Raw genomic sequence first — 21,711 nt, 5'->3', positions numbered from 1 at the left:
GGCACGGGCGTGCCGCCCGGCGATCCGGACGAGGGCGCTCAGGGGGCGGGGGGCAGCCCCTGCCGAGCCGGCGCGAGCCACCCTGGCAGGCCACTGAGCCGCGCTCTCGTCCCGATCACGCGGCCCATGGCGGTCCGGGGCGCCGGGCTCGCCTCTGGCCGAAGTGACCGCGGCTTCCCCGGGCCCCGCGTCGGCCGGCCTGGAGACAGGCCGGGGACCCCGACCAGAGCCAGGACGGTCCGGGGCGCCCGTACCGCCTCTTCTGGCCGAGGTGTCCGGGGCTTCCCCGCGCCCCGCGTCGGCCGGACCGGAGGCAGGCCGAGGATCCCGATCGGGGCCAGGGCGGGACGCCGCCTCCGTCCCGCCTCTGCCTCTGCCACTGCCCGAGGTGTCCGGGGCTTCCCCGGGCCCCCGGTCGGCCGGACCGGGGGCCGGACCGGGGGCCGGACCGGGGCCCCGGGCGGAATCGTTCGTGCTGGGCGTGGTGGGGTCCTCGGCGGGGCTCATGGGCCACCGCCGGGGCCGCCCGCGCCGGGGCGGGGCCCGCCGGGCTCGTCCGGCGCGCCGGGGGCCGCCGCGCGTACCAGGGGCGAGGCGGGCTCGGGGAGGGCGTCTGCCGGGACGTTTCCGCGCTCCTCAGGGGCGTCCGCGGTGACCGCCGCGTGCCAGCCGTGGCGGTCCAGGGCGCGGGTGAGGGCCCCCACCATGCGGGGGTCGAACTGCGAGCCCGCGCACCGCTGCAGCTCCTCCACGGCGGTGGGCACCGGCCGGGCCCTGCGGTACGTACGCGTCGAGGTCATCGCGTCGAAGGCGTCCGCCACCGCGACCACCCGGGCGAACTCCGGGATCTGCGCCCCGGCGAGCCCGTACGGATAGCCGCTGCCGTCCAGCCGCTCATGGTGGTGGAGGATCGCGGCCCGCGCCTCGCCCAGGAAGCCGATGCCGCGCACCATCTCGTCGCCGTACTCGGGGTGGAGCTCGATCACCCGGCGCTCATCGGGGGTCAGCGGACCGTTTTTGCGCAGCAGCCGGGTGGGCACGCCGAGCTTGCCGACGTCGTGGAGGATGCCCGCGATCCGTACCGCCTCCAGCCGGTCGCCGCTCATGCCCAGCTCACGGGCGATCATCGCGGAGGCGCGGCCGACGCGCTCGCTGTGGCCCCGGGTGTAGCGGTCCTTGATGTCGACCGCTTGGACGAGGGCCCGGATGGTGGCCTGGTGGGCGGCGCTCTCACGGCGGTAGAGCACGAAGCCGCAGGCGCAGACGTACATCGGCAGCAGCACCAGCAGGGCCGCCGCCGGTTCGTAAGGGCTGCGCCACAGCACCGCCATGGCCAGCCCCGCGGGCCCGTGCACCAGGTACGGGGCGAGGGCGCCGGGCAGCCGCCCCCACCAGGCGGCGCGCGGGGACTGCCGCTCGGCGGTGACCAGCACCCCGCCCTCCAGGGCGGTGGTGGTCAGGCCCAGGACGAGCGCGGCGGCCACCGCGGCGGCCAGGGCGTACGGAAAGCCGGGCGTACCGGACGACGACGTCTGCGCGGCGGGGTCCTGGGCACCGTCACCGAGGGTCCAGAGGGCGCTGAGGGTCCCGGGGCCGTCCAGGGCCGCGAAGGCGCACGAGGCGGCCCAGACGGCCAGCGAGAGCCGTGCGGCCCGCCAGGCCCGCCGTGCCCCGGCCGGGGGCCGCTCGACGCGGGCGAGCAGCGCACCGGGCACGGCGACCAGCGCCGCGGCGGCGGGCGGCAGCAGAAAAGCCCCGGCCAGGAGGACGGGGCTGCACCATTCGGGCCAACGCGCGCGGACCCTGGAGCCGACCGCGTGAACCGCGGCGAGCAGGGCGGTCGTGGCCCAGGGGACGGCCGCTCCGGGCCGTACGGCCGGGGCGGCGCAGTACGCCCCGGCGAGCACGGCGCACAGGACATAGGCGCGCGCCCCGTGGGGAAGTGCCCGCACGGTGTCCTCCTCCCCATCCATGTCCATCCATTGCGCCGCCCCTCTCGGGCGGGGCGGGTCAGGTGGTTGGGGAGCTTAGGACGAGGCGGGGCGGATGGGATCGGAGGGACTGTCCGATTACACCCCTTCGAGTGATGATCTGATCACCGAGGGTGGGAATGAGAACACGCCAACTCGATTGGCGTTCGACCGGGGATCCACTGGGGCCTGAGCCCCGGGGTCACTGGGGCGGGCCTGAGCCCCGGGGTCACTCCTGGGCGCTGCTCGGCGCGTTGCTCGGCGCGTTCGTCTCCGTCGTGATCTCGCGCTCCGGCACCGCCTGCCCGGAGCGGATCAGCTCGATCCGCCCCATGACCTTCGACCGGAGGTCGGTGGGCACGTCGTCATGGCCGCAGCACCGCTTGACGAGCTTCTTCACGGCCTTCTCGAGGCCGTACTTCTCCAGGCACGGAGAGCACTCGTCGAAATGCACCTCGAACTTGGCGCAGTCGCCGTCCGGCATCTCGTGGTCGAGGAACTCGTAGAGGTGGTCGAGAACCTCGGAGCAGTCCGTCTCATGCGGCTCTCCGCAGCTCATGAGTCCGCGCCTTTCCGATCGTGCGACTCGTCCGCCGCGGCGCCCGCGCCGGCCGGGACCAGCCCGCGCCCACGGGCGTAGTCCTCCAGCAGACCGCGCAGCTGGCGGCGCCCACGGTGCAGCCGGGACATCACCGTACCGATGGGTGTACCCATGATGTCCGCGATCTCCTTGTAGGCAAAGCCCTCGACGTCCGCGAGATAGACCGCTATGCGGAACTCCTCGGGGATGGCCTGGAGGGCCTCCTTGACATCGGAGTCGGGCAGGTGGTCGAGAGCCTGCGACTCGGCGGAGCGCAGACCAGTCGACATATGCGACTCGGCGCGCGCGAGCTGCCAGTCCTCGATCTCCTCGGCCGCACTGCGCTGGGGCTCCCGCTGCTTCTTGCGGTACGAGTTGATGAAGGTATTGGTCAGGATGCGGTACAGCCACGCCTTGAGGTTGGTGCCCTCGCGGAACTGGTGGAAGGACCCGTACGCCTTGGCGTAGGTCTCCTGCACGAGGTCCTCGGCGTCGGCCGGGTTACGCGTCATCCGCAGCGCGGCCGAGTACATCTGGTCCAAGAAGGCAAGGGCGTCCCGCTCGAAGCGCGCGTTGCGCTCCGAGGACGACTCCTGCGACCGCTCGACCGGCTCTCCCTCGGTCACGCCGTCGTTACCTGCGTCGGTCCCAGTGACCTGACCCACCTCCTCCAGCTTCGTGTCGGGTCCGGATGTGGACTCGCTCGAATCGGAGAATAGACGACGATCCGGTGCGCCCGCCGCTTCGATCTTCACGGCTTGCGCCGCCTGCAGCTGAGACCAGTCCAGGTCAGCGGCGCGTGGACGGGCCGGGCAAGCAAGCGAACCCATGCGGGGGACTCCCTTTCCTCGTATTCCGCGTATCAGTGCCTCTTACACGGTGAGTACCGACAGCCCGTTCAACACGGATCCCTCCCGTCGCATTCCCGCCCCACCCCCGCCCCGCCCCGGCGCCCTTGTCCAGGGCGGGGGCGGCGGTCAGCGGTCATCGCCGGTCATTGCCGGTCATTGGTCAGCGTCAGCGGTCAGCGGCCAGCGGCCAGCGGCCAGCGGCCAGCGGCCAGCGGTCAGCCCAGGGCGCGCGGCAGCCAGTCGGCGACGGCCCCGGTGATCAGGGCGAGCGCCGCGGGCTCGTCGAGGTCCGCCGACTTCGGCAGGCCGAAGACATGATCGCCGTACGGCACCTCCACGAGCTCCATGGCCGCGGGCAGCTCCGGGAACTCCTCCGGTCGCCCGAACGGGTCCCGGCCGCCCTGGACGATCAGCGTCGGCACGCCCGTGGCCAGCAGCTCCCCGGCCCGGGACCGCTCCGGCTTGCCCGGCGTGTGCAGCGGGAACGACAGCGCCAGCACGGCCTTCGCACCCAGCTCCGTCGCCGTCCGGCAGGCCACCCGTGCCCCGGCGCTGCGGCCGCCCGCCACGATCGGCAGCCGGGCCTTCTCCAGCGCGGGCCATACGGCACGCCATCCGGTGTCGAGGGTCGAGGGCGCGGGCGCGATCTTCTTGCCCGCCACCCGCCACGGCTGCTCGACCAGCGCGACGCTCACGCCGAGCCCGGGGAGCGCCCCGGCCAGCGCGCGCAGGTCCCGCGCCTCGATGCCCCCGCCGGCGCCATGACTGGCGGCCAGCAGGGCATGGGCGCCGGGGGCGTCGTGCCAGGTGATCCGGGCGGCCCCGGCCGGGGTCGCCACCATCTCGGTGGTGACCTGAGGTGCGTCCGTCTTCTTCGCGGCCATCAGAACAGCGTGCCCTCCTCCGGGGCCTCGAGCTCGTCGAGCAGCTCGGGGCCGTTGTTACGGACATCACTCACCCCGGTGGCCACCGGGTAGGCCCGCAGCAGCCCGGAGGGCGGCGGTGCCAGCAGCGGCAGCAGGTCGTCGGGGTCGGTGCGGCCCGGGTCCAGCCAGGAGGCCCAGCGGTCCTCGGTGAGGACCAGCGGCATCCGCGGGTGGATCTCGGCGAGCGAGCCCGGCCCCTCGTCCCGGGCCGCGCCCCCGAAGGGCTCCTTGTCCGCCTCGGTGGTGATCACCGTGCAGGTGACCCACCACGCCAGGGGGTGCTCGTCCGGCAGCGTCCGGTCCCGCCAGAACTCGTACAGCCCGGCCATGGCCATCACCGAGCCGTCCACCGGGGTCACGAAGTACGGCTGCTTGCGGGGCCGCTTCCGCTTGCCCTTCTCCTCCAGCTGCCGCTCCCCCGCCGCGGTGACCCACTCGTAGTAGCCGTCGGCGGGCAGGATGCAGCGCCGCGAGGCGAACGGGCGCCGGTAGGACGGCTTCTCGTGCACGGTCTCGGCCCGTGCGTTGATCATCTTGGCGCCGCCCTCGGGGGACTTCGCCCAGGACGGCACCAGCCCCCACTTCAGCGCCCTCAACTGGCGAACCGGACGCGGCTCGGCGGCGTCCTTAAGGGGACGCTCGAGCACCGCGTACACGTCCTTGGTGGGCGCGACGTTCCAGTCCGGCGCCAGAGTCTCCTCCGGCTCCCACTTCTCCACACCGAAGAGCCCGACGAGATCCTCCGGCCTCCGGCTCGCTGCGTATCGACCGCACATAGGTGCCACACTGCCACGACCCCTACCGACGCGAGGAGCCGCCCGCACATGGACGCAACGAACGCCGCCGATCTGTGGGACCGGGTGACCGGTTCCCAGCCCGACCCCACCACCTGGCTGGTCGTCTCCACCGGCGTGATCGCGTTCGCGGTCGTGGTCTTCCGCACGGCGTGGCGCATAGCCCGTAACGCCATCACCATCGCCCACGAGGGCGGCCACGCCGTGGTCGCCGTGCTCAGCGGGCGGCGGCTGGACGGCATACGGCTGCACTCGGACACCTCCGGGCTGACCGTCTCGCGGGGCAAGCCCACGGGCCTGGGCATGATCCTCACCGCGGCGTCCGGCTACACCGCCCCGTCCCTGCTGGGCCTCGGCGGCGCCTGGCTGCTGGCGGCGAACCACATCACCTTGCTGCTGTGGGGGACGACGGCGCTGCTGGTCGCGATGCTGGTGATGATCCGCAACGCCTATGGCGTCCTTACGGTCGTCATCAGCGGGGCCGCCTTCTTCCTCGTCTCCTGGCTGACCGGGCCGGACGTCCAGGCGGGGTTCGCGTATGCCGTGGTGTGGTTCCTCCTCCTGGGGGGCGTGCGTCCGGCCTTCGAGCTCCAGCGCAAGCGCCGTCACGGCGGCGCGTACGACTCCGACCCCGACCAGCTCGCCCGGCTGACGGGCATTCCGGCCGGCGCCTGGCTGCTGCTCTTCCACGTGGTCTCGCTGTGTTCGCTGCTCGCCGGAGGGCGCTGGCTGCTGGGGCTGTGACCCCGGCCGCTGGGACTGTCACCCCGGCCGCTGGGACCGTGACCCCGTACGAGCGCCCGGCGCGCCACCGTCGGCATCTCGTGGACGTCTTGTAGCAGCGCCGTGTTTCGACTGGGTTTCGCCACTTTCGATCAAGATTGGCACTCCGGGCGAACCACTAAAGTGAGACCCATGACCGGCATTGAGACCTCCCCGGGCGACCACACCGCCCTCTGGCCCGCTCCGACCGCCGACGGAGCGGTCGACGCGACCGTCACCGTGCCCGGATCCAAGTCGGTTACCAACCGCGGTCTGATCCTGGCCGCGCTCGCCGCCGAACCCGGCTGGCTGCGCCGCCCGCTCCGCTCCCGCGACACCCTCCTGATGGCCGCCGCCCTGCGCGCCATGGGCGTCGGCATCGAGGAGACGGTGTCCGACGGCGCCCTCGGCTCCGGCGGCCCCTCCGGCGGCGGAGAGGCCTGGCGGGTCATCCCGGCGGGGCTGCACGGCCCGGCCACCATCGACGTCGGCAACGCCGGCACCGTGATGCGCTTCCTGCCGCCGGTCGCCGCCCTGGCCGACGGCCCCGTCCACTTCGACGGCGACCCCCGCTCCCACGAGCGCCCGCTGCACGGCGTGATCGACGCGCTGCGCGCCCTGGGCGCCCGCATCGACGACGACGGCCGCGGCGCGCTGCCGATGACCGTGCACGGCGGCGGGGCGCTGGACGGCGGCCCGGTCCGCGTCGACGCCTCGTCGTCCTCCCAGTTCGTGAGCGCGCTGCTGCTGTCCGCGCCGCGCTTCAACCAGGGCGTCGAGGTACGTCACACCGGCGCCGCGCTGCCCTCCCTGCCGCACATCCGGATGACCGTGGACATGCTGCGCGCGGCGGGCGCGCGGGTGGACACCCCGGAGGCGGGCGGCGAGCGGGGCGTCTGGCGGGTGGCGCCCAGCGCGCTGCTCGGCCGCGACCTGGTCGTCGAGCCCGATCTGTCCAACGCGGCGCCGTTCCTGGCCGCCGCCCTGGTCACCGGCGGCCGGGTGACGATCCCGGACTGGCCGGAGCGCACCACCCAGCCCGGGGACGAACTGCGCCGGATCTTCACCGAGATGGGCGGTTCCTGCGAGCTCACCGACACCGGTCTGACCTTCACCGGAACGGGCCGGATCACCGGGATCGACGCCGACCTGCACGAGGTCGGCGAGCTCACCCCGGTGATCGCGGCGGTCGCGGCGCTGGCCGGCTCCGAGTCGGTGCTGCGCGGCATCGCGCATCTGCGGCTCCACGAGACCGACCGGCTCGCCGCCCTCGCCAAGGAGATCAACGAGCTGGGCGGCGACGTCACCGAGACCGAGGACGGCCTGCGGATCCGCCCGCGCCCGCTGCACGGCGGGATCTTCCACACCTACGAGGACCACCGGCTGGCCACCGCCGCCGCAGTGCTCGGCCTGGCCGTCGACGGCGTGCAGGTCGAGAACGTGGCGACCACCGCCAAGACCCTCCCCGACTTCCCCGGTCTGTGGACCGGCATGCTCGACGCGACGACGACCTCGGCGCGGAGATCCTGAGAGCCTGGACTCATGCGCCGCTACGGCAAGCACACCGACGAGGACGACGTTCGGATCCGCCCCAACCGCAAGGGCAACCGGCCGCGCACCAACATCCGCCCCAAACACGAGGACGCCGCCGAGGGATTCGTGCTGACGATCGACCGCGGCCGGCTCACGGTCCTGGTCGAGGACCGCACCATCACCGCCATGAAGGCCCGCGAACTCGGCCGTAAGGGCGTCGTGGTCGGCGACCGGGTCGCGGTCGTCGGGGATCTCTCCGGCGACAAGGACACGCTCGCCCGGATCGTCCGGGTCGAGGAGCGCTCCTCCGTCCTGCGCCGGACCGCCGACGACGACGATCCGTACGAGCGGGTGGTGGTCGCCAACGCCGACCAGCTCGCGATCGTGACCGCCCTGGCCGATCCCGAGCCGCGCCCGCGGCTGATCGACCGGTGTCTGGTGGCCGCCTTCGACGCGGGCCTGGAGCCGCTGCTCGTCCTCACCAAGTCCGATCTGGCGCCCGCCGACGACATGCTGAAGACCTATGAGGCGCTCGGCGTCCCCTATGTCGTCACCAGCCGCGACGAACTGGCCGACGGCGACGCCGCCGACCAGGTGCGGGAGCGGCTGACGGACCGGATCACCGTCTTCGTCGGCCACTCGGGCGTGGGCAAGACCACGTTGGTGAACGCGCTGGTCCCGGACCGCCAGCGGGCCACCGGCCGGGTGAACGCGGTCACCGGCCGCGGCCGCCACACCACCACCTCCGCGCTCGCGCTGCCCCTGCCGGACGCCAAGGGGTGGGTGATCGACACCCCGGGCGTACGGTCCTTCGGGCTGCACCACGTGGACCCGGCGCGGGTCATCCACGCCTTCCCGGACCTGGAGCCTGGCACCGAGGGCTGTCCGCGCGCCTGCAGCCACGACGAGCCGGACTGCGCGCTGGACCAGTGGGTGGCCGACGGCCACGCCGAACCGGCCCGGCTCTACTCCCTGCGGCGGCTGCTGGCCACCCGCGAGCGGCGGGAGGGCGACTAAGCGCTCCGCTGGAACCGCCCTGACCTGTGAAAGTGCCCTGCCCCGCGAAAGCGCCCCGACCTGCCGTCGATCGCCTGCGGCGCCGTCGTGGCCGGTCGCCCACGCGGCGGAGCCGCACATCGACGCTGCGTGGGAAGGGGCGGGGAGGGGAACAACCCGCCGCAGGCGTCACGATCCACCGGACACCCCTGGGGAGCGTGTTTGCCGCTCCATCCGGGCGGTAAATGGATAATCACATCAAGCAATCCAGGCGACCGGGGATGCCCCGGGCGACGGCAGCCCACGGCGGCACGGGAGGGCATCTCTATGGCGTGGCTGCTGGTCGTCGTCGCCGGGCTACTCGAAACCGGCTTCGCCGTCTGCCTCAAGCTCTCACACGGCTTCACCCGCCTCTGGCCGACCATCGCCTTCTGCGCGTTCGCACTCGGCAGCTTCGGGCTGCTGACGCTGTCCCTGAAGAAGCTCGACGTGGGGCCCGCGTACGCGGTGTGGACGGGGATCGGGGCCGCCGGGACCGCGATCTACGGCATGGTCTTCCTCGGCGACCTCGTCTCCACGCTCAAGGTCATCTCCATCACGCTGGTGATCGTCGGCGTGATAGGACTCCAGCTCTCCGGCTCGGCCCACTGAGCCCATGGGCCCCTTGGGGAGTGGCGGACGGATCCCGACGCCTGCGGCGGGCCGTTCCCCTCCCCGCCCCTTCCCGAAACTGGGGCTCCGCCCCAGACCCCGGCATCGATATGCGGCTCCGCCGCGCGGTGGGGCTCCGCCCCGGACCCCGAACCGGGCCTCCGCCCCTTCCATCGGCATCGACATGCGCCTCCGCGCCACGCGGCGGGGGCACCGCCCCTTCTCGCGGCATCGATACGCGGCTCCGCGCCGCATGGCGGGGCTCCGCGCCGCATGGCGGGGCTCCGCGCCGCATGGCGGGGTCCAGGGGCGGAGCCCCCCACGCGGCCGGAGCCGCATATCGTCAGGTGTCGGGAAGGGGCGGGTAGGGGAAAGCATCGCCATGCGGCTCCGCCACGTGGCAGGGGCTTCGCCCCCGGGTCCCGGGGGCTGGGGCGGAGCCCCAGTTGAGGGAAGGGGCGGGGAGGGGAAATGCCCGCCGCAGGCGGCACGATCCGCCAGGCGGCACGATCCGCCAGGCGCCCCGTACCCCCCGGGCCGGCTCAGGCAAGCACGGTGCGCACCATACGGGCCACATCCGCCGCCGGGGCAGGCGACACCACGTACGACAGGGCCAGCCTGGCAACCGCCTCACAGGCAAGCGGCAGCTCGACCGCGCCGGGCGGCCAGTCGCCCTCCAGCAGCCGCACCGCCCGGTCCCGCGCCTCGCCGATCAGCTCGCCCGGCGCGGGCAGCGGCTCCGGCTCCCCCGGCGGTGCCGCCCTTACGGACGTCACGGACGTCACGGACGTCGGCAGCCGCTCGTTCCAGCAGCCCGTGAGCACCGCCCGCACCAGCGGGTTCTCGGTCGCCGAACGGACCGTCCACACCGCCGCGGCGGCCAGCCGCTCCCTGGGGGCCGCCGCGCCGGACACCCCGGACAGCGCCCGCTCGACCCCGCGCAGATACGCGTCGGCCTCGCGCCGCACCAGAGCGCGGGCGAGGCCCTCCTTGCTGCCGAACTCGTTGTAGAGGGTCTGCCGGGAGACCCCGGCCGCCGCCGCGACCTCGGACATCTTCACCCTCGCCCACGGACGGCGCTCGAGCGCGGTGAAGGCCGCGTCGAGTAAGGATTCACGCGCTGCGGGCATCGTCGCCTCCCAGAGCGGGCATCGCCGCCTCCCGGCCCCCGGCATGTGCCCGACAGAATTGACGGACCGCCAGATGAAGTCAAGAGCCCCGCGCAAGAGCCCCGCACGTGCGGGCCGTCCAGCCGAAGTCCCCTGGTCGTTGTGGAGTCGTGTAGCTCCGCGTCTTTTCCTGTCGATACTGTTCGGCCATGCCCGACTACCACGATGACCTGCGTCTCGGCCATGTTCTCGCCGACGCCGCCGACGCGACCACGATGGAGCGGTTCAAGGCGCTCGACCTCAAGGTCGAGACAAAACCCGATATGACGCCGGTGAGCGAGGCCGACAAGGCGGCCGAGGAGCTGATCCGCACCTCGCTCCAGCGCGCCCGGCCGCGCGACGCGGTGCTCGGCGAGGAGTTCGGCAGCGAGGGCAGCGGTCCGCGGCGCTGGGTGGTCGACCCGATCGACGGCACCAAGAACTACGTACGCGGGGTCCCCGTCTGGGCCACCCTGATCGCCCTCATGGAGCGCGGTGAGGGCGGCGACCGGCCGGTGGTAGGGGTGGTCTCCGCACCGGCGCTGGGACGGCGCTGGTGGGCCGCCGAGGGGCTCGGGGCGTACACCGGGCGCAGCCTGTCCTCCGCGAGCCGGCTCGCGGTCTCGAAGGTGAGCAACCTGTCCGACGCCTCGTTCGCGTACTCCTCGCTCAGCGGCTGGGAGGAGCGCGGCAGGCTGAACGGCTTCCTCGATCTCACCCGCGCCTGCTGGCGCACCCGTGGCTACGGCGACTTCTGGCCGTACATGATGGTGGCCGAGGGCTCGGTGGACATCTGCGCCGAACCGGAATTGTCGCTGTGGGACATGGCGGCCAACGCGGTGATCGTCCAGGAAGCGGGCGGCCGCTTCACCGGACTCGATGGCGTACCGGGCCCGAACAGCGGCGACGCGGCGGCGTCCAATGGGCTGCTGCACGGGGTGATGCTGGACTACCTGCGGCCCTGAGCGGCCTTCCGGGGCTGGCCGGAGCATGAACCGGAGCGCGGGGCGCGCTCAAGCGGCAGATCGGCTTCCGCGCGCCCTTGTTGGACCCACCAAGGCATGTGAACATGAGAATCCAGGACCTTGTGAACTTGTGAATCCTTTCTCTAATGGGATCTGGGATTCACCAAGGAGGTGGCTCCATCCATGCCCATGCACGTCCGTGACGCCATGAGCTCGGTGGTCCTCACCATCGGCCCCGCTCATACGCTCCGCCAGGCCGCCCGGCTGATGTCGGACCGCCGGGTGGGATCGGCCATCGTGCTCGATCCCGACACCAGCGGCCTGGGGATTCTCACCGAGCGCGACATCCTCAACTCCCTGGGGGCGGGCCAGGACCCCGACCAGGAGGCCGCACACGACCACACCACCGCCGATGTCGTCTTCGCCGCCCCCGGGTGGACGCTGGACGAGGCGGCCCGCGCGATGTCCCAGGGCGGCTTCCGCCATCTGATCGTCCTCGACGCGGGCGACCCGGTCGGAGTGGTGTCCGTGCGCGACATCATCCGCTGCTGGGCCCCGGCGCCCCAGCCCGTACCGGCGTAAGGGCCTGGCGCACCGCGCCCGGCACACAAAACGGCACACCAACCGGCACACCGACCGGCAAACGAAGAGGCCGGAGCCCAACGGCGTCCGGCCTCTTCGGTCAATACGACAAGCGTCCGTCAGCCGCGCAGGGCCTGGACCGCGGTCTCCAGCCGCTTGCCGTAGTCGGCGTCCGCCTTGCGGAAGTTCTCGATCGCCCGCTGTGCGATGTCATCGCGGGAGACCGTGGCGATGGACTGCGCCAGATTCTCGATCAGGCGCTCCTTCTCGTCGTCCGACATCAGCCGGTAGAGGTTGCCCGCCTGGACGAAGTCGTCGTCCTCGGCGTGCGAGGGGGCCTCGTGGCCCCCGGTCCGTCCGGACACCGGGGACGGCTGCCACAGCGCCTGGCCGGTCTCGGCCGGGCCGCCGAAGCTGTTGGGCTCGTAGTTCTTGGCGCCCGCGTGACGGCCGTCGTACATGAAGCCGTCCCGGCCGTACGTGCGCGCCTCCGCCGCGTGCGGACGGTTCACCGGCAGGTGGTCGGCGTTGATGCCGACGCGGTAGCGGTGGGCGTCGCCGTACGCGAACAGGCGGCCCTGGAGCATCTTGTCCGGGGACGGGCCGATGCCCGGCACGAAGTGGGCGGGCGAGAAGGCCGACTGCTCGACCTCGGCGAAGATGTTCCGCGGGTTGCGGTTGAGCTCCAGCTTGCCGATCTCGATCGGCGGGTAGTCCTCGTGCGGCCAGATCCTGGTCAGGTCGAACGGGTTGAAGCGGTAGTCCGCCGCGTCGGCCGCCGGCATGATCTGCACCTGCACGGTCCAGGTCGGGAAGTCACCCCGCTCGATGGCCTCGCGCAGATCGCGCTGGTGGCTGTCGGGGTCCAGGCCGGAGGTCTCGGCCGCCTCGGCGGCGGTGAGGTTCTTGATGCCCTGGTCGGTCTTGAAGTGGTACTTCACCCAGAAGACCTCGCCCGCGGCGTTGTTCCACTGGTAGGTGTGCGAACCGTAGCCGTTCATGTGGCGGTACGAGGCGGGGATGCCGCGGTCGCCGAACAGCCAGGTCACCTGGTGGGTGGTCTCGGGCGAGAGCCCCCAGAAGTCCCAGACGTTGTCCGCCTCCTGCGAACCGGTGTACGGGTCGCGCTTCTGGGTGTGGATGAAGTCGGGGAACTTGATGCCGTCCTTGATGAAGAACACCGGGGTGTTGTTCCCGACCAGGTCGTAGTTGCCGTCCTCGGTGTAGAACTTCAGCGCGAAACCGCGCGGGTCGCGCACCGCGTCCGCCGAGCCGAGGCTGCCGGCCACCGTCGAGAAGCGCAGAAACGTCTCGGTCTGCTTGCCGACCTCGGAGAGGAACGCCGCGCGGGTGTACTCCGTCACATCCGCGGTCACGGTGAAGGTGCCGTACGCACCGGCGCCCCGCGCATGCACGATCCGCTCCGGGATCCGCTCGCGGTTGAAGTGGGCGAGCTTCTCGATCAGGTGCTGGTCCTGGATGAGGACCGGACCGCCGACGCCCGCCGTCTCGCTGTTCTGGTTGTCCGCCACCGGAGCCCCGGACTCCGTGGTCAGCGGACCAGTGATGTTGTCCTGGACCGTCACGTGCGCCTCCTGCGTACTCGCATTCTGTCCCTTGGTCTGGAGCTGGGCTCGATCCTACATTGGACATTGTCTAAGTCAAGATGGCTTTGAGACTCGTACCGGGTCTGGTCAAGGACTCGTCCGCTGCTACCCTTGTCCTTATCTGACTGATAGGTGAATGGCATGAGTGACCTGCTGGAACGGCTCAGGGGACGCGGCTGGAGGCTGACGGCGCAGCGGCGTGTCGTCGCCGAGGTCCTCGACGGGGACCACGTGCACTACACCGCCGAAGAAGTCCACGCGCTGGCGGCCGAGCGACTGCCCGAGATCTCCCGCGCGACCGTGTACAACACCCTCGGCGAGCTCGTCACGCTCGGCGAGGTGATCGAGGTCAGCACGGACGGCAGAGCCAAGCGCTACGACCCGAACGCGCATCACGCGCATCAGCACCTGGTGTGCGCGCGCTGCGGCACGATCCGCGATGTCCACCCCTCCGGCGACCCGCTCGCCGACCTGCCCACGCGGGAGCGCTACGGCTTCGCGATCTCCGCAGTCGAGGTGACGTACCGGGGACTGTGCCCCGACTGCGCCGCCTGAGACCCGCGGGGCGCGGCGCGAGCGGCGCGGATCACGACCGTAAGGCCGCGACAGCGACCGTAAGGCCCGTGACGGCGACCGTAAGGCCGCGACAGACGAAAGGCCCGGATCCTGGAGGATCCGGGCCTTCGTCGTGGTAGCGGGGACAGGATTTGAACCTGCGACCTCTGGGTTATGAGCCCAGCGAGCTACCGAGCTGCTCCACCCCGCGTCGTTGTGTAGCAACCTTAACCCGGGGTGGGCAGCAGGAGCAAACCGGTTACCGAGGGGCCCCGCTGCGTGGGCGCGACCAGCCACGACGCCGCCGCGGACGATCGACGGCAGGCCGGGGCCCTTCCAGCGAAGCGCTCAGGCGGAGCGCTCAGGCAGGACGCTCTGGCAGAGCGCTCAGGCCGTGAGCTCCTGCTGGAGCGCCTCTCGCAGCCGGGCCGCGCGCTCGGCGACCTCCGCGGGCCCCAGCTCGACCGCCCGCGCACACCAGCGCTGCCCCTCGGCGAGTGCCCCGCGACGGGCCGCCAGCAGCGCGAGCCGCAGCGCGGCCCGGCCGTGCCCCGACTCGGCGGCACGCGTCCACCACAGGGCGGCCTCCGGCTCGCTGCCCTCGCGGGCCAGCAGCAGCCCCAGGTTGAACGCGCCATTGCTGCTGCCCGCCTCGGCGGCCATGCGGTACCAGCGGGCGGCCTCGACCACATCGCCGCGCGCGGCCGCGAACATGCCCACCCGCACCTGGGCCCGCCGGTGGCCCTGGCGGGCGGCGCGCTCGTACCACTCCTCGTACTCGGGGACGTGCGGCCCGGAGCCGTCGTCCGGCGGCGGGGTCGGGAAGCGCGTCCCGGACGAGCTGCCGAAGCCGGTGCCGGTCGCCGGCTCGCCGCCGACCGAGGAGCGGTCCAGCAGCGCGGCCAGCCGGAAGGCGCCCTCGGCGCTGCCGCCGCCCGCGGCGCAGCGCAGATGGCGCTCGGCGCCCTGGAGGTCGCCCTCCCGCTGGAGGGCGAGGCCGACCTGCAGCGCGGCCTCGGTGTGCCCGGCGGCGGCGGCCCGCTCGTACCACTGCCGGGCCGCCCGGTCCTCGCCCCGGCCCGCGTGCAGGATCCCCAGGTTGAACGCGGCGTCGACGCTGCCCGCCTCGGCCGCCTTGGAGAACCACGGCTCGGCGCCCGCCGCGTCGCCGCGCTGCAGCAGCATCACGGCGACGGCGTTGGCGGCCTCGCGGTGGCCCGCGTAGGCGGCGCGGCGGTACCACTGCTCGGCCTGGGCGGTGCGGCCCTGCTCGGCGCAGAGCAGCCCGAGGTTGTAGGCACCGTTGATGTCCCCGGCGTCGAGCGCGGCGCGGTACCAGCGCTCGGCGGTCTGGGTCTCGCCGCGGTCGGCGTGGAGCGCGCCCAGCGCGTTGGCGGCGTTGCCGTCGCCGTCCTGGGCCGCCCGGTGCCACCAGACGGCGGCGCTGTCGGTGTCGCCCGCGTCACGCAGCAGGAAGCCCAGCGCGCAGGCGGCCCGGGCCTCGCCGTCCTTGGCGGACATCAGGTACCAGCGCCCGGCCTCCTTGGTCTCACCTCGCTTCTCCAGCAGCGTGCCGAGGTGGAGGGCGGCGCGCCGGTGGCCGCGCGCGGCGGCCTGCCGGTACCACTGCTCGGCCTCCTCCCGGCCGCCGCCGTCGGCGCCACGGCGGCGCTCGGCCGCCGGCTCGTCCCCCTCGTCGCCACGGTCGTCCAGGATGCGGGCGAGGCGGTACGCGGCCTCGCGGTGGCCGCGCTCGGCGGCCGTGCGGAACCAGCGCTCGGCCCCGATGTCGCTGCGGTGCTCCAGCAGATCGCCCAGCGCGTACGCGCCCAGGGTGTGGCCGGACTCGGCGGACTGGCGCAGCCAGTACTCGGCGGCGGGCTCGTCGCCCCGCTCACGGTGATGGCGGCCCAGGGCGTGGGCCGCGGCGGGGGATCCGGCGACGGCGGCTATGCGCCACCAGCCGGCGGCCTCGTCGGCATAGCCGCGCTGGTGCAGCAGAACGCCGAGGTTGTTGGCGGCGGCGCGATCGCCCGCCGCGGTGGCCCCCCGCAGCTGCGGTTCGGCGCCGTCGAGGTCGCCGCGGCGCAGCAGCAGCGCGCCGAGCGCGCTCATCGCGGCGGTGTCACCGCCCTCGGCGGCACGACGGTGCCGGGTCTCCTCCTCGGCATCGTCGTGCGCGTGCGCAAAACGCCCTGTCTCCAACAGACTGACCCTGTCCCCCATAAATCCCATCGTGACATCACCCGGCATCCGGCGTACACCTGGTATACCGCAGCCGAGGAGGTCACTTCAGCGTTTTGTCGACATGCCCACAGAGAGACAACCCAAACGCTTGTATCGGCATTCCCCGAGTGGACGCTCACACAACACACAACGAGGCCCGGATCCTTGCGGATCCGGGCCTCGTGTGTCAGTAGCGGGGACAGGATTTGAACCTGCGACCTCTGGGTTATGAGCCCAGCGAGCTACCGAGCTGCTCCACCCCGCGCCGTGGTGCAACCACCGTACCACGGCGCGAGGGGCCGGCCGCCCGGCCGTTCTCGCAGGTCGTCAGGGGTCAGCCGCCCTTCTTGTCGGAACCGCCGGCGGCGCTCTGGCTCCGTGGCTGGTTCTGCTGCTGCCCCTTGTCGCCGGCCGCCTTGTTCTCCGCCTTGGCGGCGCGGTCCAGCGCGTCCTTCAGATCCTCCTGGGCCCTGCCGTACGCCTCCCAGTCCTGCGGCTGCTTCTGGAGGGCGTCCTGGGCGTCCTGATAGGCGTCCGAGGCGTCCTTGAGGGCCTCCTTCACCGTCGGGTTGGAGCTCGACGGCGGTTCCTCCTGGCCGCCGTCGCCCGGTGGCCGCTGTTCGGACGACTCGCCGAAGACGGCGTCCAGGGCCTCACCCAGGGTGTCCTTGAAGACCGTCTCCTTGCCGTAGGAGACGCCGACCTTCTTCAACAGCGGGTAGTTGGCGCTGCCACCGCGGGCGTAGACCGGCTCGATATAGAGGAAGCCGTTGTCGAGTGGCACGGTGAGCAGATTGCCGTACTCGATGTCGGAGTCGGTGCCTCTCAGGTTCCGGACGAACTCGGCGACCTCCGGATCACCGTTGAGCTCGCTCTGCACCTGTTGTGGACCGGGCACATTGGAGGTGACCTTCAACAGTCTTATCGTGCCGTAGTCCTTACTGTTGGCATCCGCGTCGATCGACATGAACGCCCCCAGGTTGGGACGCCCGTTGGGGGTGAAGGTCGTCGTCAGCGAGAACGTCTGCCCCTGCTGATCGGGCATCTTCATGCTCAGGTAGTACGGCGGTACCGCGTTCCCCTCCTTGTGGGTCGGGTCCTCGGGCACCTGCCAGGCGTCACTGCCGCTGTAGAACTGCGTGGGATCGGTGACGTGGTAGCGGGTCAGCAGCTCGCGCTGGACCTTGAACAGGTCCTGCGGATACCGCAGATGCTCCATCAGCTCTGGGCTGATCTTCTCCTTGGGCTCGACCGTGCCCGGGAAAGCCTTCTCCCAGGTCTTCAGGACCGGGTCCTTGGAGTCCCACTCGTAGAGCTTGACGGTGCCGTCATAGGCGTCCACGGTCGCCTTGACCGAGTTGCGGATGTAGTTGACCTTGTTCTGCTGCGCGACCACCGAGCGGTCCCCGTCGCTCAGCGAGTCGGCCGTGCTGTCGCCCAGGGTCGTCCGCGAGGCGTACGGATAGCCGTTGGTCGTGGTGTAGGCGTCCACGACCCACTTGATCCGGCCATGGACCACGGCCGGATAGGCGTCGCCGTCGATGGTCAGCCAGGGGGCGACCTTCTCGACGCGCTCCTTGGGGGTGCGGTTGTACAGGATCCGCGAACCGTCCCCGATCGCGCCCGAGTAGAGGATCTGGGGCTCGCCGAACGCCACCGCGTAGGCGGCGCGGTTGACCGGGTTGGAGAGGCTGACCCCGCTCTTGCCCTTGTAGCTGGTGGTCCGCTCGCCGTTCTTCTCGTAGTCGAGCTCCTTCTGGGGGCCACCGACTATCGAGTACTGGTCGGTCTTCTCGCCGTAGTAGACCTGTTGCTTGTAGGTGCCGACACCGCCGCCGCTGGAGCCCTTGGTGGGCAGCCCCGACTCGGTGAAGTCCGGCGAGCCGGCCGGGTCCGCGTTGGGGTCGGTCGTGGTGCCCTTCGCCGCCACCATGCCGTAGCCATGGGTGTAGGTGAAGTGATCGTTGATCCAGTTCCGCTTGGGGATGCCGTCGAGGTTCAGCTCGCGCACCCCGACGACGGTGTCCTGGTCCTTGCCGTCGGCGCCCTTGTAGCGGTCGACGTCGAGCGTCGAGGGGAACTGGTAGTACTTACGCTCCTGCTGGAGCTGCTGGAAGGTCGGCGAGATGACGCTGGGGTCGATCAGCCGGTAACTGGCCGTCGTATTGGCGTCCTTACGGAGCTTGTCGCCGCCGCCGTCGCTGTCGTTCTTGCCGGAGTAGTCCGCCACCTTGGAGTCATCGATGCCGTACGCCTTGCGCGTGGCCTCGATGTTCTTCTGGATGTACGGCGCCTCCTTGGCCTGCTCGTTCGGCTGGACCTGGAACTTCTGGACGATCGCCGGGTAGAGCCCGCCGATCAGGATCGCCGACAGCACCATCAGCCCGAAGCCGATGACCGGCAGCTGCCAGGTGCGCCGCCACAGCGTGGCGAAGAACAGCACCGCGCAGATCGCCGCGATGCAGAACAGGATCGTCTTCGCGGGCAGATACGCGTTGGCGTCCACATAGCGCAGACCCGTCCAGTTGCCCGTCGCCTTGAAGTCACTGGACTTCACCGCGAGGCCGTAGCGGTCCAGCCAGTACGCCACCGCCTTGAGCGCCACGAAGACGCCCAGCAGCACCGACAGATGGCCGGTGGCCGCGGCGGTCGCGCGGGCGCCGGGGCTGGTGACCCGCAGGCCCCCGTAGAGGTAGTGCACCAGGGCCGCGGCGATCAGCGAGAGCACCGTGGCCGCGAAGCCGAAGCTCAGCAGGAAGCGGTACCAGGGCAGATCGAAGGCGTAGAAGGCCACGTCCTTGTGGAACTGCGGGTCCTTCTGGCCGAACGGCACCCCGTTGACCCACAGCAGCCAGATGCGCCACTGACCGGCCGCCGAGGCGCCCGCGATCAGTCCCACCAGGGCGGTGACCGCGAGCAGCACCCACTTCTTGAACGGGGCGATGCCCATCCGGTAGCGGTCCAGGCTCTGCTGCTCCATGGACATCGCGCTCAGCGGCGGTCGCAGCCGGTGGGCCAGCCAGATGTTGATCCCGACGGCCGTGGCCATGAGCACGCCGAAGACGAAGAACAGCCCGATCTTCGTCTTCAGGGTGGTACTGAAGACAGAAGAGTAATGAAGCGAGCGATACCAGAGCCAATCCGTCCAAAATCCGGCAAACATGACAAAGAGCATGGCCAACACGGCCAGCACGCCCAGGGTCATGAGCAGGGTCCTGGCACGCCGGGACGGACGGCCGACTCTCACCCGCGGCCCTGTCGGGCCTCCGCCGCGGTCCGGCATCTGGAAAGCCAAGGTGCGCACCTCGAAGTTCGCTGTCGATTGAGGAACCCTGAACTCCAGGGCCCACCTGTTGCAACTTACTCAGGCTTTACTCAGTTCCCGTTTCCGGGTCCGAACAGGGCACGATATGAACCATGTCCAACGCAACCCCCGGCACCGACCCGCTGGCCTCGAATCCCTTGACCCGAGCCGTACTCGAAATCGACGACTACGCCTCGGGGCTCGGCTGGGACCAGCCCGCCCGGCTCTTCGCCCTTGTCGACACCGCCCGGCTGCGCACCGAGGAGCCCGGCCTCGCCGCTCAGCTCGGCCTTGACGAGGGCGGCGAGGAGATCGTCTCCCTGACCCCCATCGAGCAGGACGAGCTGCCCTCCGGCGCCCCGCTGGACGAGTTCCTCGCCACCATCGCCTGGCCGGACGCGGTGACCGGCTGCGCCCTGACCGTGGAGCGGCAGATGCTGCCGCCGTCCGCCGAGAACTCCGTGCCCGAGGGCCTGGACGAGGCGGCGCTGGCCAAGTGGGTCGCCGACCACCCGGACCGCCAGGAGGTCCGGATGACCGTGGCCGTGCTGCGGGACGGCGCGCGCGAGTCGGCCCTGCGGCTGCGGGAGAAGGATTCCCCGACCGAGGTGCTCACCGGGGCCGGTCTGGTGCCGGGCCTGGCGGACGCGCTCGCCGCCACCTTCGCCACCGACTGACCCCCGCGGCCTGATCCCCGCGACCTGATCCCCGCAACGGGGGGCGCCGCTCAGCCCGTCGTGCACTTCGGCAGACCGGCGGTGTCCCCCTTACGGATCTTCTCGAGCGCCGTAAGGGCCTCGTCGATGGTGTGCACCTTCACCAGCCGCAGCCCGCTCGGCACGTCCTTGGCGGCGGCCGCGCAGTTCTCCTTGGGCGTGAGGAAGTAGCGGGCGCCCGCCTCGCGCGCGCCGATCGTCTTCATCTCGATGCCGCCGATCGGGCCGACCGTGCCCTTGTCGTCGATCGTCCCGGTGCCCGCGATGAACTTCCCGCCGGTGAGGTCGCCGGGCGAGAGCCGGTCCACGATCCCCAGCGCGAACATCAGACCCGCGCTGGGCCCGCCCACGTCCGCCAGCTTGATGTCGATCCGGAACGGGAAGGTGTAGTCGACACCGGCCTGGATGCCCACGATGGCGCGGGCCGGGCCCTTGTCCGCCTTCGTGGTGGTGATCGTGACGCGCTCCTCGCCGGTGGGCTGCTTGCCGCTCTTCTCCGCCGCCGCCACGTTCTTGGCCGGGACCACCGAGAAGACCACCTTCTGGCCCGGCTTGTGCTTGGTGACGAGCTTGGCCACGTCATCGGGCTCGCGCACCGCCGTGCCGTCCACCGACTTGATCACATCGCCCGCGTGCAGCTCGCCCTGGGCCGGAGCGCCCTTCTGCACGGCGCCGACGATGACATGCGCGGTGACCGGCTTCTTCAGCGCCCGCAACGCCGCGACCTTGGCGGTCTCCTGGGACTGGGTGAACTCCTCGGCGTTCTGCTGGTCCACCTGGTCCGGGGTCTTGTCGTCCGGGTAGAGGGTGCTGTGCGGCACGACCACGTCATCATGCGCCAGCCAGCCGTAGACGGCCTCCACGAGGTTCATCCGGTACTCGGAGCCGGTGACCCGGACCGTGGTCATGTTCAGGTGCCCGCCGGTGGTCTCACAGCTCTTACGGCCGGAGATCTGGAGCACGCACTCCCCGTTGTGCTCACCCAGGGTGTTGTACGTCGGCCCGGGCGACATCTCCGCGTACGGCACCGGGATCAGCACTCCGGCGCACAGCAGCGCGATCAGCATCAGAAGGGAGGCGAGCATCGTCGCAGTGCGGCGTGGCATGGAACGACAGTACGGGACGCGTCCGTCAGTCCACCGTCGGGGCCGTCCGTACGAGGGGCGGCGCGGACGGGGCTGCGGCTCAGGCCGCGGCGTCCGAATCGGAGGGCCGGCGCTCCATCGCTTCGCGGAAGCGGGCGTATCCGGCCAGCTCAGCTACATCCCCCCCGGACTTCCGTTTGCCGGCCCGGGCGGCTATGCCGGCGTATATCGCCGCGCCTATCGCCGCGAACAACGGAATCAGCAACCAGAGAAGCGCAGCCACAGCAGCCTCCCGACCCCTTGAAAAATCGCGGTTCAGGACCGCGACTGACAGATGAGCAGATTAATCCTCTGCCAGCTCAACGCTTACGGCAGGGTGGGGGTTACGCAAGCGGAGTACACCCTTCCGTGCCCCCATGCGCATGCGCATTCCCGCTACGCGCCGACCCGCCCTCCCGTC

The 21,711-nt window shown here is 71.5% G+C and carries 19 protein-coding genes and 2 tRNA genes; 8 read left to right on the top strand and 13 right to left on the bottom strand.

Going from position 1 to position 21,711, the window contains the following annotated elements; translation table 11 throughout:
• Positions 1-503 precede the first annotated feature (503 nt).
• The 5 genes from JK364_RS34670 to JK364_RS34650 form a co-directional block, all read right to left on the bottom strand.
• Positions 504-1,952 (bottom strand): HD-GYP domain-containing protein, encoded by a 1,449-nt coding sequence (locus JK364_RS34670; RefSeq protein ID WP_201855315.1) that lies wholly within the window; start codon positions 1,950-1,952, stop codon positions 504-506.
• Between the two features lie 247 nt (positions 1,953-2,199).
• Positions 2,200-2,529, bottom strand: a complete 330-nt coding sequence (gene rsrA / locus JK364_RS34665) for a mycothiol system anti-sigma-R factor (protein WP_201855314.1) — start codon at positions 2,527-2,529, stop codon at positions 2,200-2,202.
• Positions 2,526-3,215, bottom strand: a complete 690-nt coding sequence (locus tag JK364_RS34660) for a sigma-70 family RNA polymerase sigma factor (RefSeq protein WP_201855313.1) — start codon at positions 3,213-3,215, stop codon at positions 2,526-2,528. Before JK364_RS34660 ends, rsrA begins: the two co-directional genes overlap by 4 nt.
• A 401-nt stretch (positions 3,216-3,616) precedes the next feature.
• Positions 3,617-4,285 carry an alpha/beta hydrolase family protein gene (locus tag JK364_RS34655; RefSeq protein WP_201855312.1) on the bottom strand — a complete coding sequence of 223 codons (669 nt, stop codon included), beginning with the start codon at positions 4,283-4,285 and terminating at the stop codon, positions 3,617-3,619.
• Positions 4,285-5,103 carry an SOS response-associated peptidase gene (locus tag JK364_RS34650; protein ID WP_201855311.1) on the bottom strand — a complete coding sequence of 273 codons (819 nt, stop codon included), beginning with the start codon at positions 5,101-5,103 and terminating at the stop codon, positions 4,285-4,287. The genes JK364_RS34655 and JK364_RS34650 overlap by 1 nt, the downstream gene beginning before the upstream one ends.
• A gap of 48 nt (positions 5,104-5,151) precedes the next feature.
• Between JK364_RS34650 and JK364_RS34645 the strand changes: the two genes are divergently transcribed.
• The 4 genes from JK364_RS34645 to JK364_RS34630 all read left to right on the top strand — a co-directional run bounded on the left by JK364_RS34645 (position 5,152) and on the right by JK364_RS34630 (position 9,063).
• Entirely contained in the window at positions 5,152-5,865 is a 714-nt protein-coding gene (locus tag JK364_RS34645; protein WP_201855310.1) for a M50 family metallopeptidase, read from the top strand.
• A 171-nt stretch (positions 5,866-6,036) separates the two neighbouring features.
• Positions 6,037-7,413: a 3-phosphoshikimate 1-carboxyvinyltransferase gene (gene aroA / locus JK364_RS34640; protein WP_201855309.1), complete on the top strand. Its 1,377-nt coding sequence runs from the start codon at positions 6,037-6,039 to the stop codon at positions 7,411-7,413.
• A gap of 12 nt (positions 7,414-7,425) precedes the next feature.
• On the top strand, positions 7,426-8,433 hold the full coding sequence (rsgA, locus tag JK364_RS34635) for a ribosome small subunit-dependent GTPase A (RefSeq protein ID WP_201855308.1): 1,008 nt from the start codon (positions 7,426-7,428) through the stop codon (positions 8,431-8,433).
• Positions 8,434-8,739: 306 nt separating this feature from the next.
• Entirely contained in the window at positions 8,740-9,063 is a 324-nt protein-coding gene (locus JK364_RS34630) for a DMT family transporter (protein ID WP_046090402.1), read from the top strand.
• 542 nt (positions 9,064-9,605) lie between these two features.
• On the opposite strand, the gene JK364_RS34625 is transcribed toward JK364_RS34630, so the two are convergent.
• Positions 9,606-10,193, bottom strand: coding sequence for a TetR/AcrR family transcriptional regulator (locus tag JK364_RS34625; RefSeq protein ID WP_201855307.1), 588 nt, complete (start codon positions 10,191-10,193; stop codon positions 9,606-9,608).
• Between the two features lie 188 nt (positions 10,194-10,381).
• On the opposite strand from JK364_RS34625, the gene hisN reads away from it, so the two are divergent.
• A complete protein-coding gene (gene hisN, locus JK364_RS34620) occupies positions 10,382-11,176 on the top strand; it encodes a histidinol-phosphatase (protein WP_201855306.1) in 795 nt (264 codons plus the stop codon).
• Positions 11,177-11,365: 189 nt separating this feature from the next.
• Complete coding sequence (locus JK364_RS34615; protein ID WP_201855335.1) at positions 11,366-11,758, top strand: CBS domain-containing protein; 393 nt, start codon at positions 11,366-11,368, stop codon at positions 11,756-11,758.
• 119 nt (positions 11,759-11,877) lie between these two features.
• On the opposite strand, the gene JK364_RS34610 is transcribed toward JK364_RS34615, so the two are convergent.
• Positions 11,878-13,344 (bottom strand): catalase, encoded by a 1,467-nt coding sequence (locus tag JK364_RS34610; protein ID WP_201855305.1) that lies wholly within the window; start codon positions 13,342-13,344, stop codon positions 11,878-11,880.
• A gap of 162 nt (positions 13,345-13,506) precedes the next feature.
• Between JK364_RS34610 and JK364_RS34605 the strand changes: the two genes are divergently transcribed.
• Positions 13,507-13,920: a Fur family transcriptional regulator gene (locus tag JK364_RS34605; RefSeq protein ID WP_201855304.1), complete on the top strand. Its 414-nt coding sequence runs from the start codon at positions 13,507-13,509 to the stop codon at positions 13,918-13,920.
• Between the two features lie 134 nt (positions 13,921-14,054).
• Here JK364_RS34605 and JK364_RS34600 read toward each other — a convergent pair.
• The 4 genes from JK364_RS34600 to JK364_RS34585 form a co-directional block, all read right to left on the bottom strand.
• Positions 14,055-14,131 (bottom strand) — tRNA-Met (locus JK364_RS34600).
• 176 nt (positions 14,132-14,307) lie between these two features.
• Complete coding sequence (locus tag JK364_RS34595) at positions 14,308-16,155, bottom strand: tetratricopeptide repeat protein (protein WP_201855334.1); 1,848 nt, start codon at positions 16,153-16,155, stop codon at positions 14,308-14,310.
• Positions 16,156-16,337: 182 nt separating this feature from the next.
• A tRNA-Met gene (locus tag JK364_RS34590) sits at positions 16,338-16,411 on the bottom strand.
• A 69-nt stretch (positions 16,412-16,480) separates the two neighbouring features.
• Positions 16,481-19,429, bottom strand: a complete 2,949-nt coding sequence (locus JK364_RS34585; RefSeq protein WP_201855333.1) for a UPF0182 family membrane protein — start codon at positions 19,427-19,429, stop codon at positions 16,481-16,483.
• Between the two features lie 134 nt (positions 19,430-19,563).
• Here JK364_RS34585 and JK364_RS34580 point away from each other — a divergent pair, with 134 nt between their 5' ends.
• Complete coding sequence (locus tag JK364_RS34580) at positions 19,564-20,127, top strand: PPA1309 family protein (protein WP_201855303.1); 564 nt, start codon at positions 19,564-19,566, stop codon at positions 20,125-20,127.
• A 50-nt stretch (positions 20,128-20,177) separates the two neighbouring features.
• On the opposite strand, the gene JK364_RS34575 is transcribed toward JK364_RS34580, so the two are convergent.
• Positions 20,178-21,272 (bottom strand): YlbL family protein, encoded by a 1,095-nt coding sequence (locus tag JK364_RS34575; RefSeq protein ID WP_201855302.1) that lies wholly within the window; start codon positions 21,270-21,272, stop codon positions 20,178-20,180.
• Positions 21,273-21,351: 79 nt separating this feature from the next.
• Positions 21,352-21,534 carry a hypothetical protein gene (locus tag JK364_RS55755; protein WP_020868566.1) on the bottom strand — a complete coding sequence of 61 codons (183 nt, stop codon included), beginning with the start codon at positions 21,532-21,534 and terminating at the stop codon, positions 21,352-21,354.
• Positions 21,535-21,711: the final 177 nt, after the last annotated feature.

It is taken from the genome of Streptomyces endocoffeicus, from assembly GCF_016741935.1.
Taxonomy (GTDB): Bacteria; Actinomycetota; Actinomycetes; order Streptomycetales; family Streptomycetaceae; genus Streptomyces; species Streptomyces endocoffeicus.
This window is presented reverse-complemented; position numbering and strand designations above follow the sequence as displayed.

Bases quoted from the DNA above. Each gene is read 5' to 3' on its own strand.
- rsrA (WP_201855314.1), bottom strand. From the start codon at position 2,529: ATGAGCTGCGGAGAGCCGCATGAGACGGACTGCTCCGAGGTTCTCGAC.
- JK364_RS34655 (WP_201855312.1), bottom strand. From the start codon at position 4,285: ATGGCCGCGAAGAAGACGGACGCACCTCAGGTCACCACCGAGATGGTG.
- JK364_RS34650 (WP_201855311.1), bottom strand. From the start codon at position 5,103: ATGTGCGGTCGATACGCAGCGAGCCGGAGGCCGGAGGATCTCGTCGGG.
- JK364_RS34645 (WP_201855310.1), top strand. From the start codon at position 5,152: ATGGACGCAACGAACGCCGCCGATCTGTGGGACCGGGTGACCGGTTCC.
- aroA (WP_201855309.1), top strand. From the start codon at position 6,037: ATGACCGGCATTGAGACCTCCCCGGGCGACCACACCGCCCTCTGGCCC.
- rsgA (WP_201855308.1), top strand. From the start codon at position 7,426: ATGCGCCGCTACGGCAAGCACACCGACGAGGACGACGTTCGGATCCGC.
- JK364_RS34630 (WP_046090402.1), top strand. From the start codon at position 8,740: ATGGCGTGGCTGCTGGTCGTCGTCGCCGGGCTACTCGAAACCGGCTTC.
- JK364_RS34625 (WP_201855307.1), bottom strand. From the start codon at position 10,193: ATGCCCGCAGCGCGTGAATCCTTACTCGACGCGGCCTTCACCGCGCTC.
- hisN (WP_201855306.1), top strand. From the start codon at position 10,382: ATGCCCGACTACCACGATGACCTGCGTCTCGGCCATGTTCTCGCCGAC.
- JK364_RS34615 (WP_201855335.1), top strand. From the start codon at position 11,366: ATGCACGTCCGTGACGCCATGAGCTCGGTGGTCCTCACCATCGGCCCC.
- JK364_RS34605 (WP_201855304.1), top strand. From the start codon at position 13,507: ATGAGTGACCTGCTGGAACGGCTCAGGGGACGCGGCTGGAGGCTGACG.
- JK364_RS34595 (WP_201855334.1), bottom strand. From the start codon at position 16,155: ATGGGATTTATGGGGGACAGGGTCAGTCTGTTGGAGACAGGGCGTTTT.
- JK364_RS34585 (WP_201855333.1), bottom strand. From the start codon at position 19,429: ATGCCGGACCGCGGCGGAGGCCCGACAGGGCCGCGGGTGAGAGTCGGC.
- JK364_RS34580 (WP_201855303.1), top strand. From the start codon at position 19,564: ATGTCCAACGCAACCCCCGGCACCGACCCGCTGGCCTCGAATCCCTTG.
- JK364_RS34575 (WP_201855302.1), bottom strand. From the start codon at position 21,272: ATGCCACGCCGCACTGCGACGATGCTCGCCTCCCTTCTGATGCTGATC.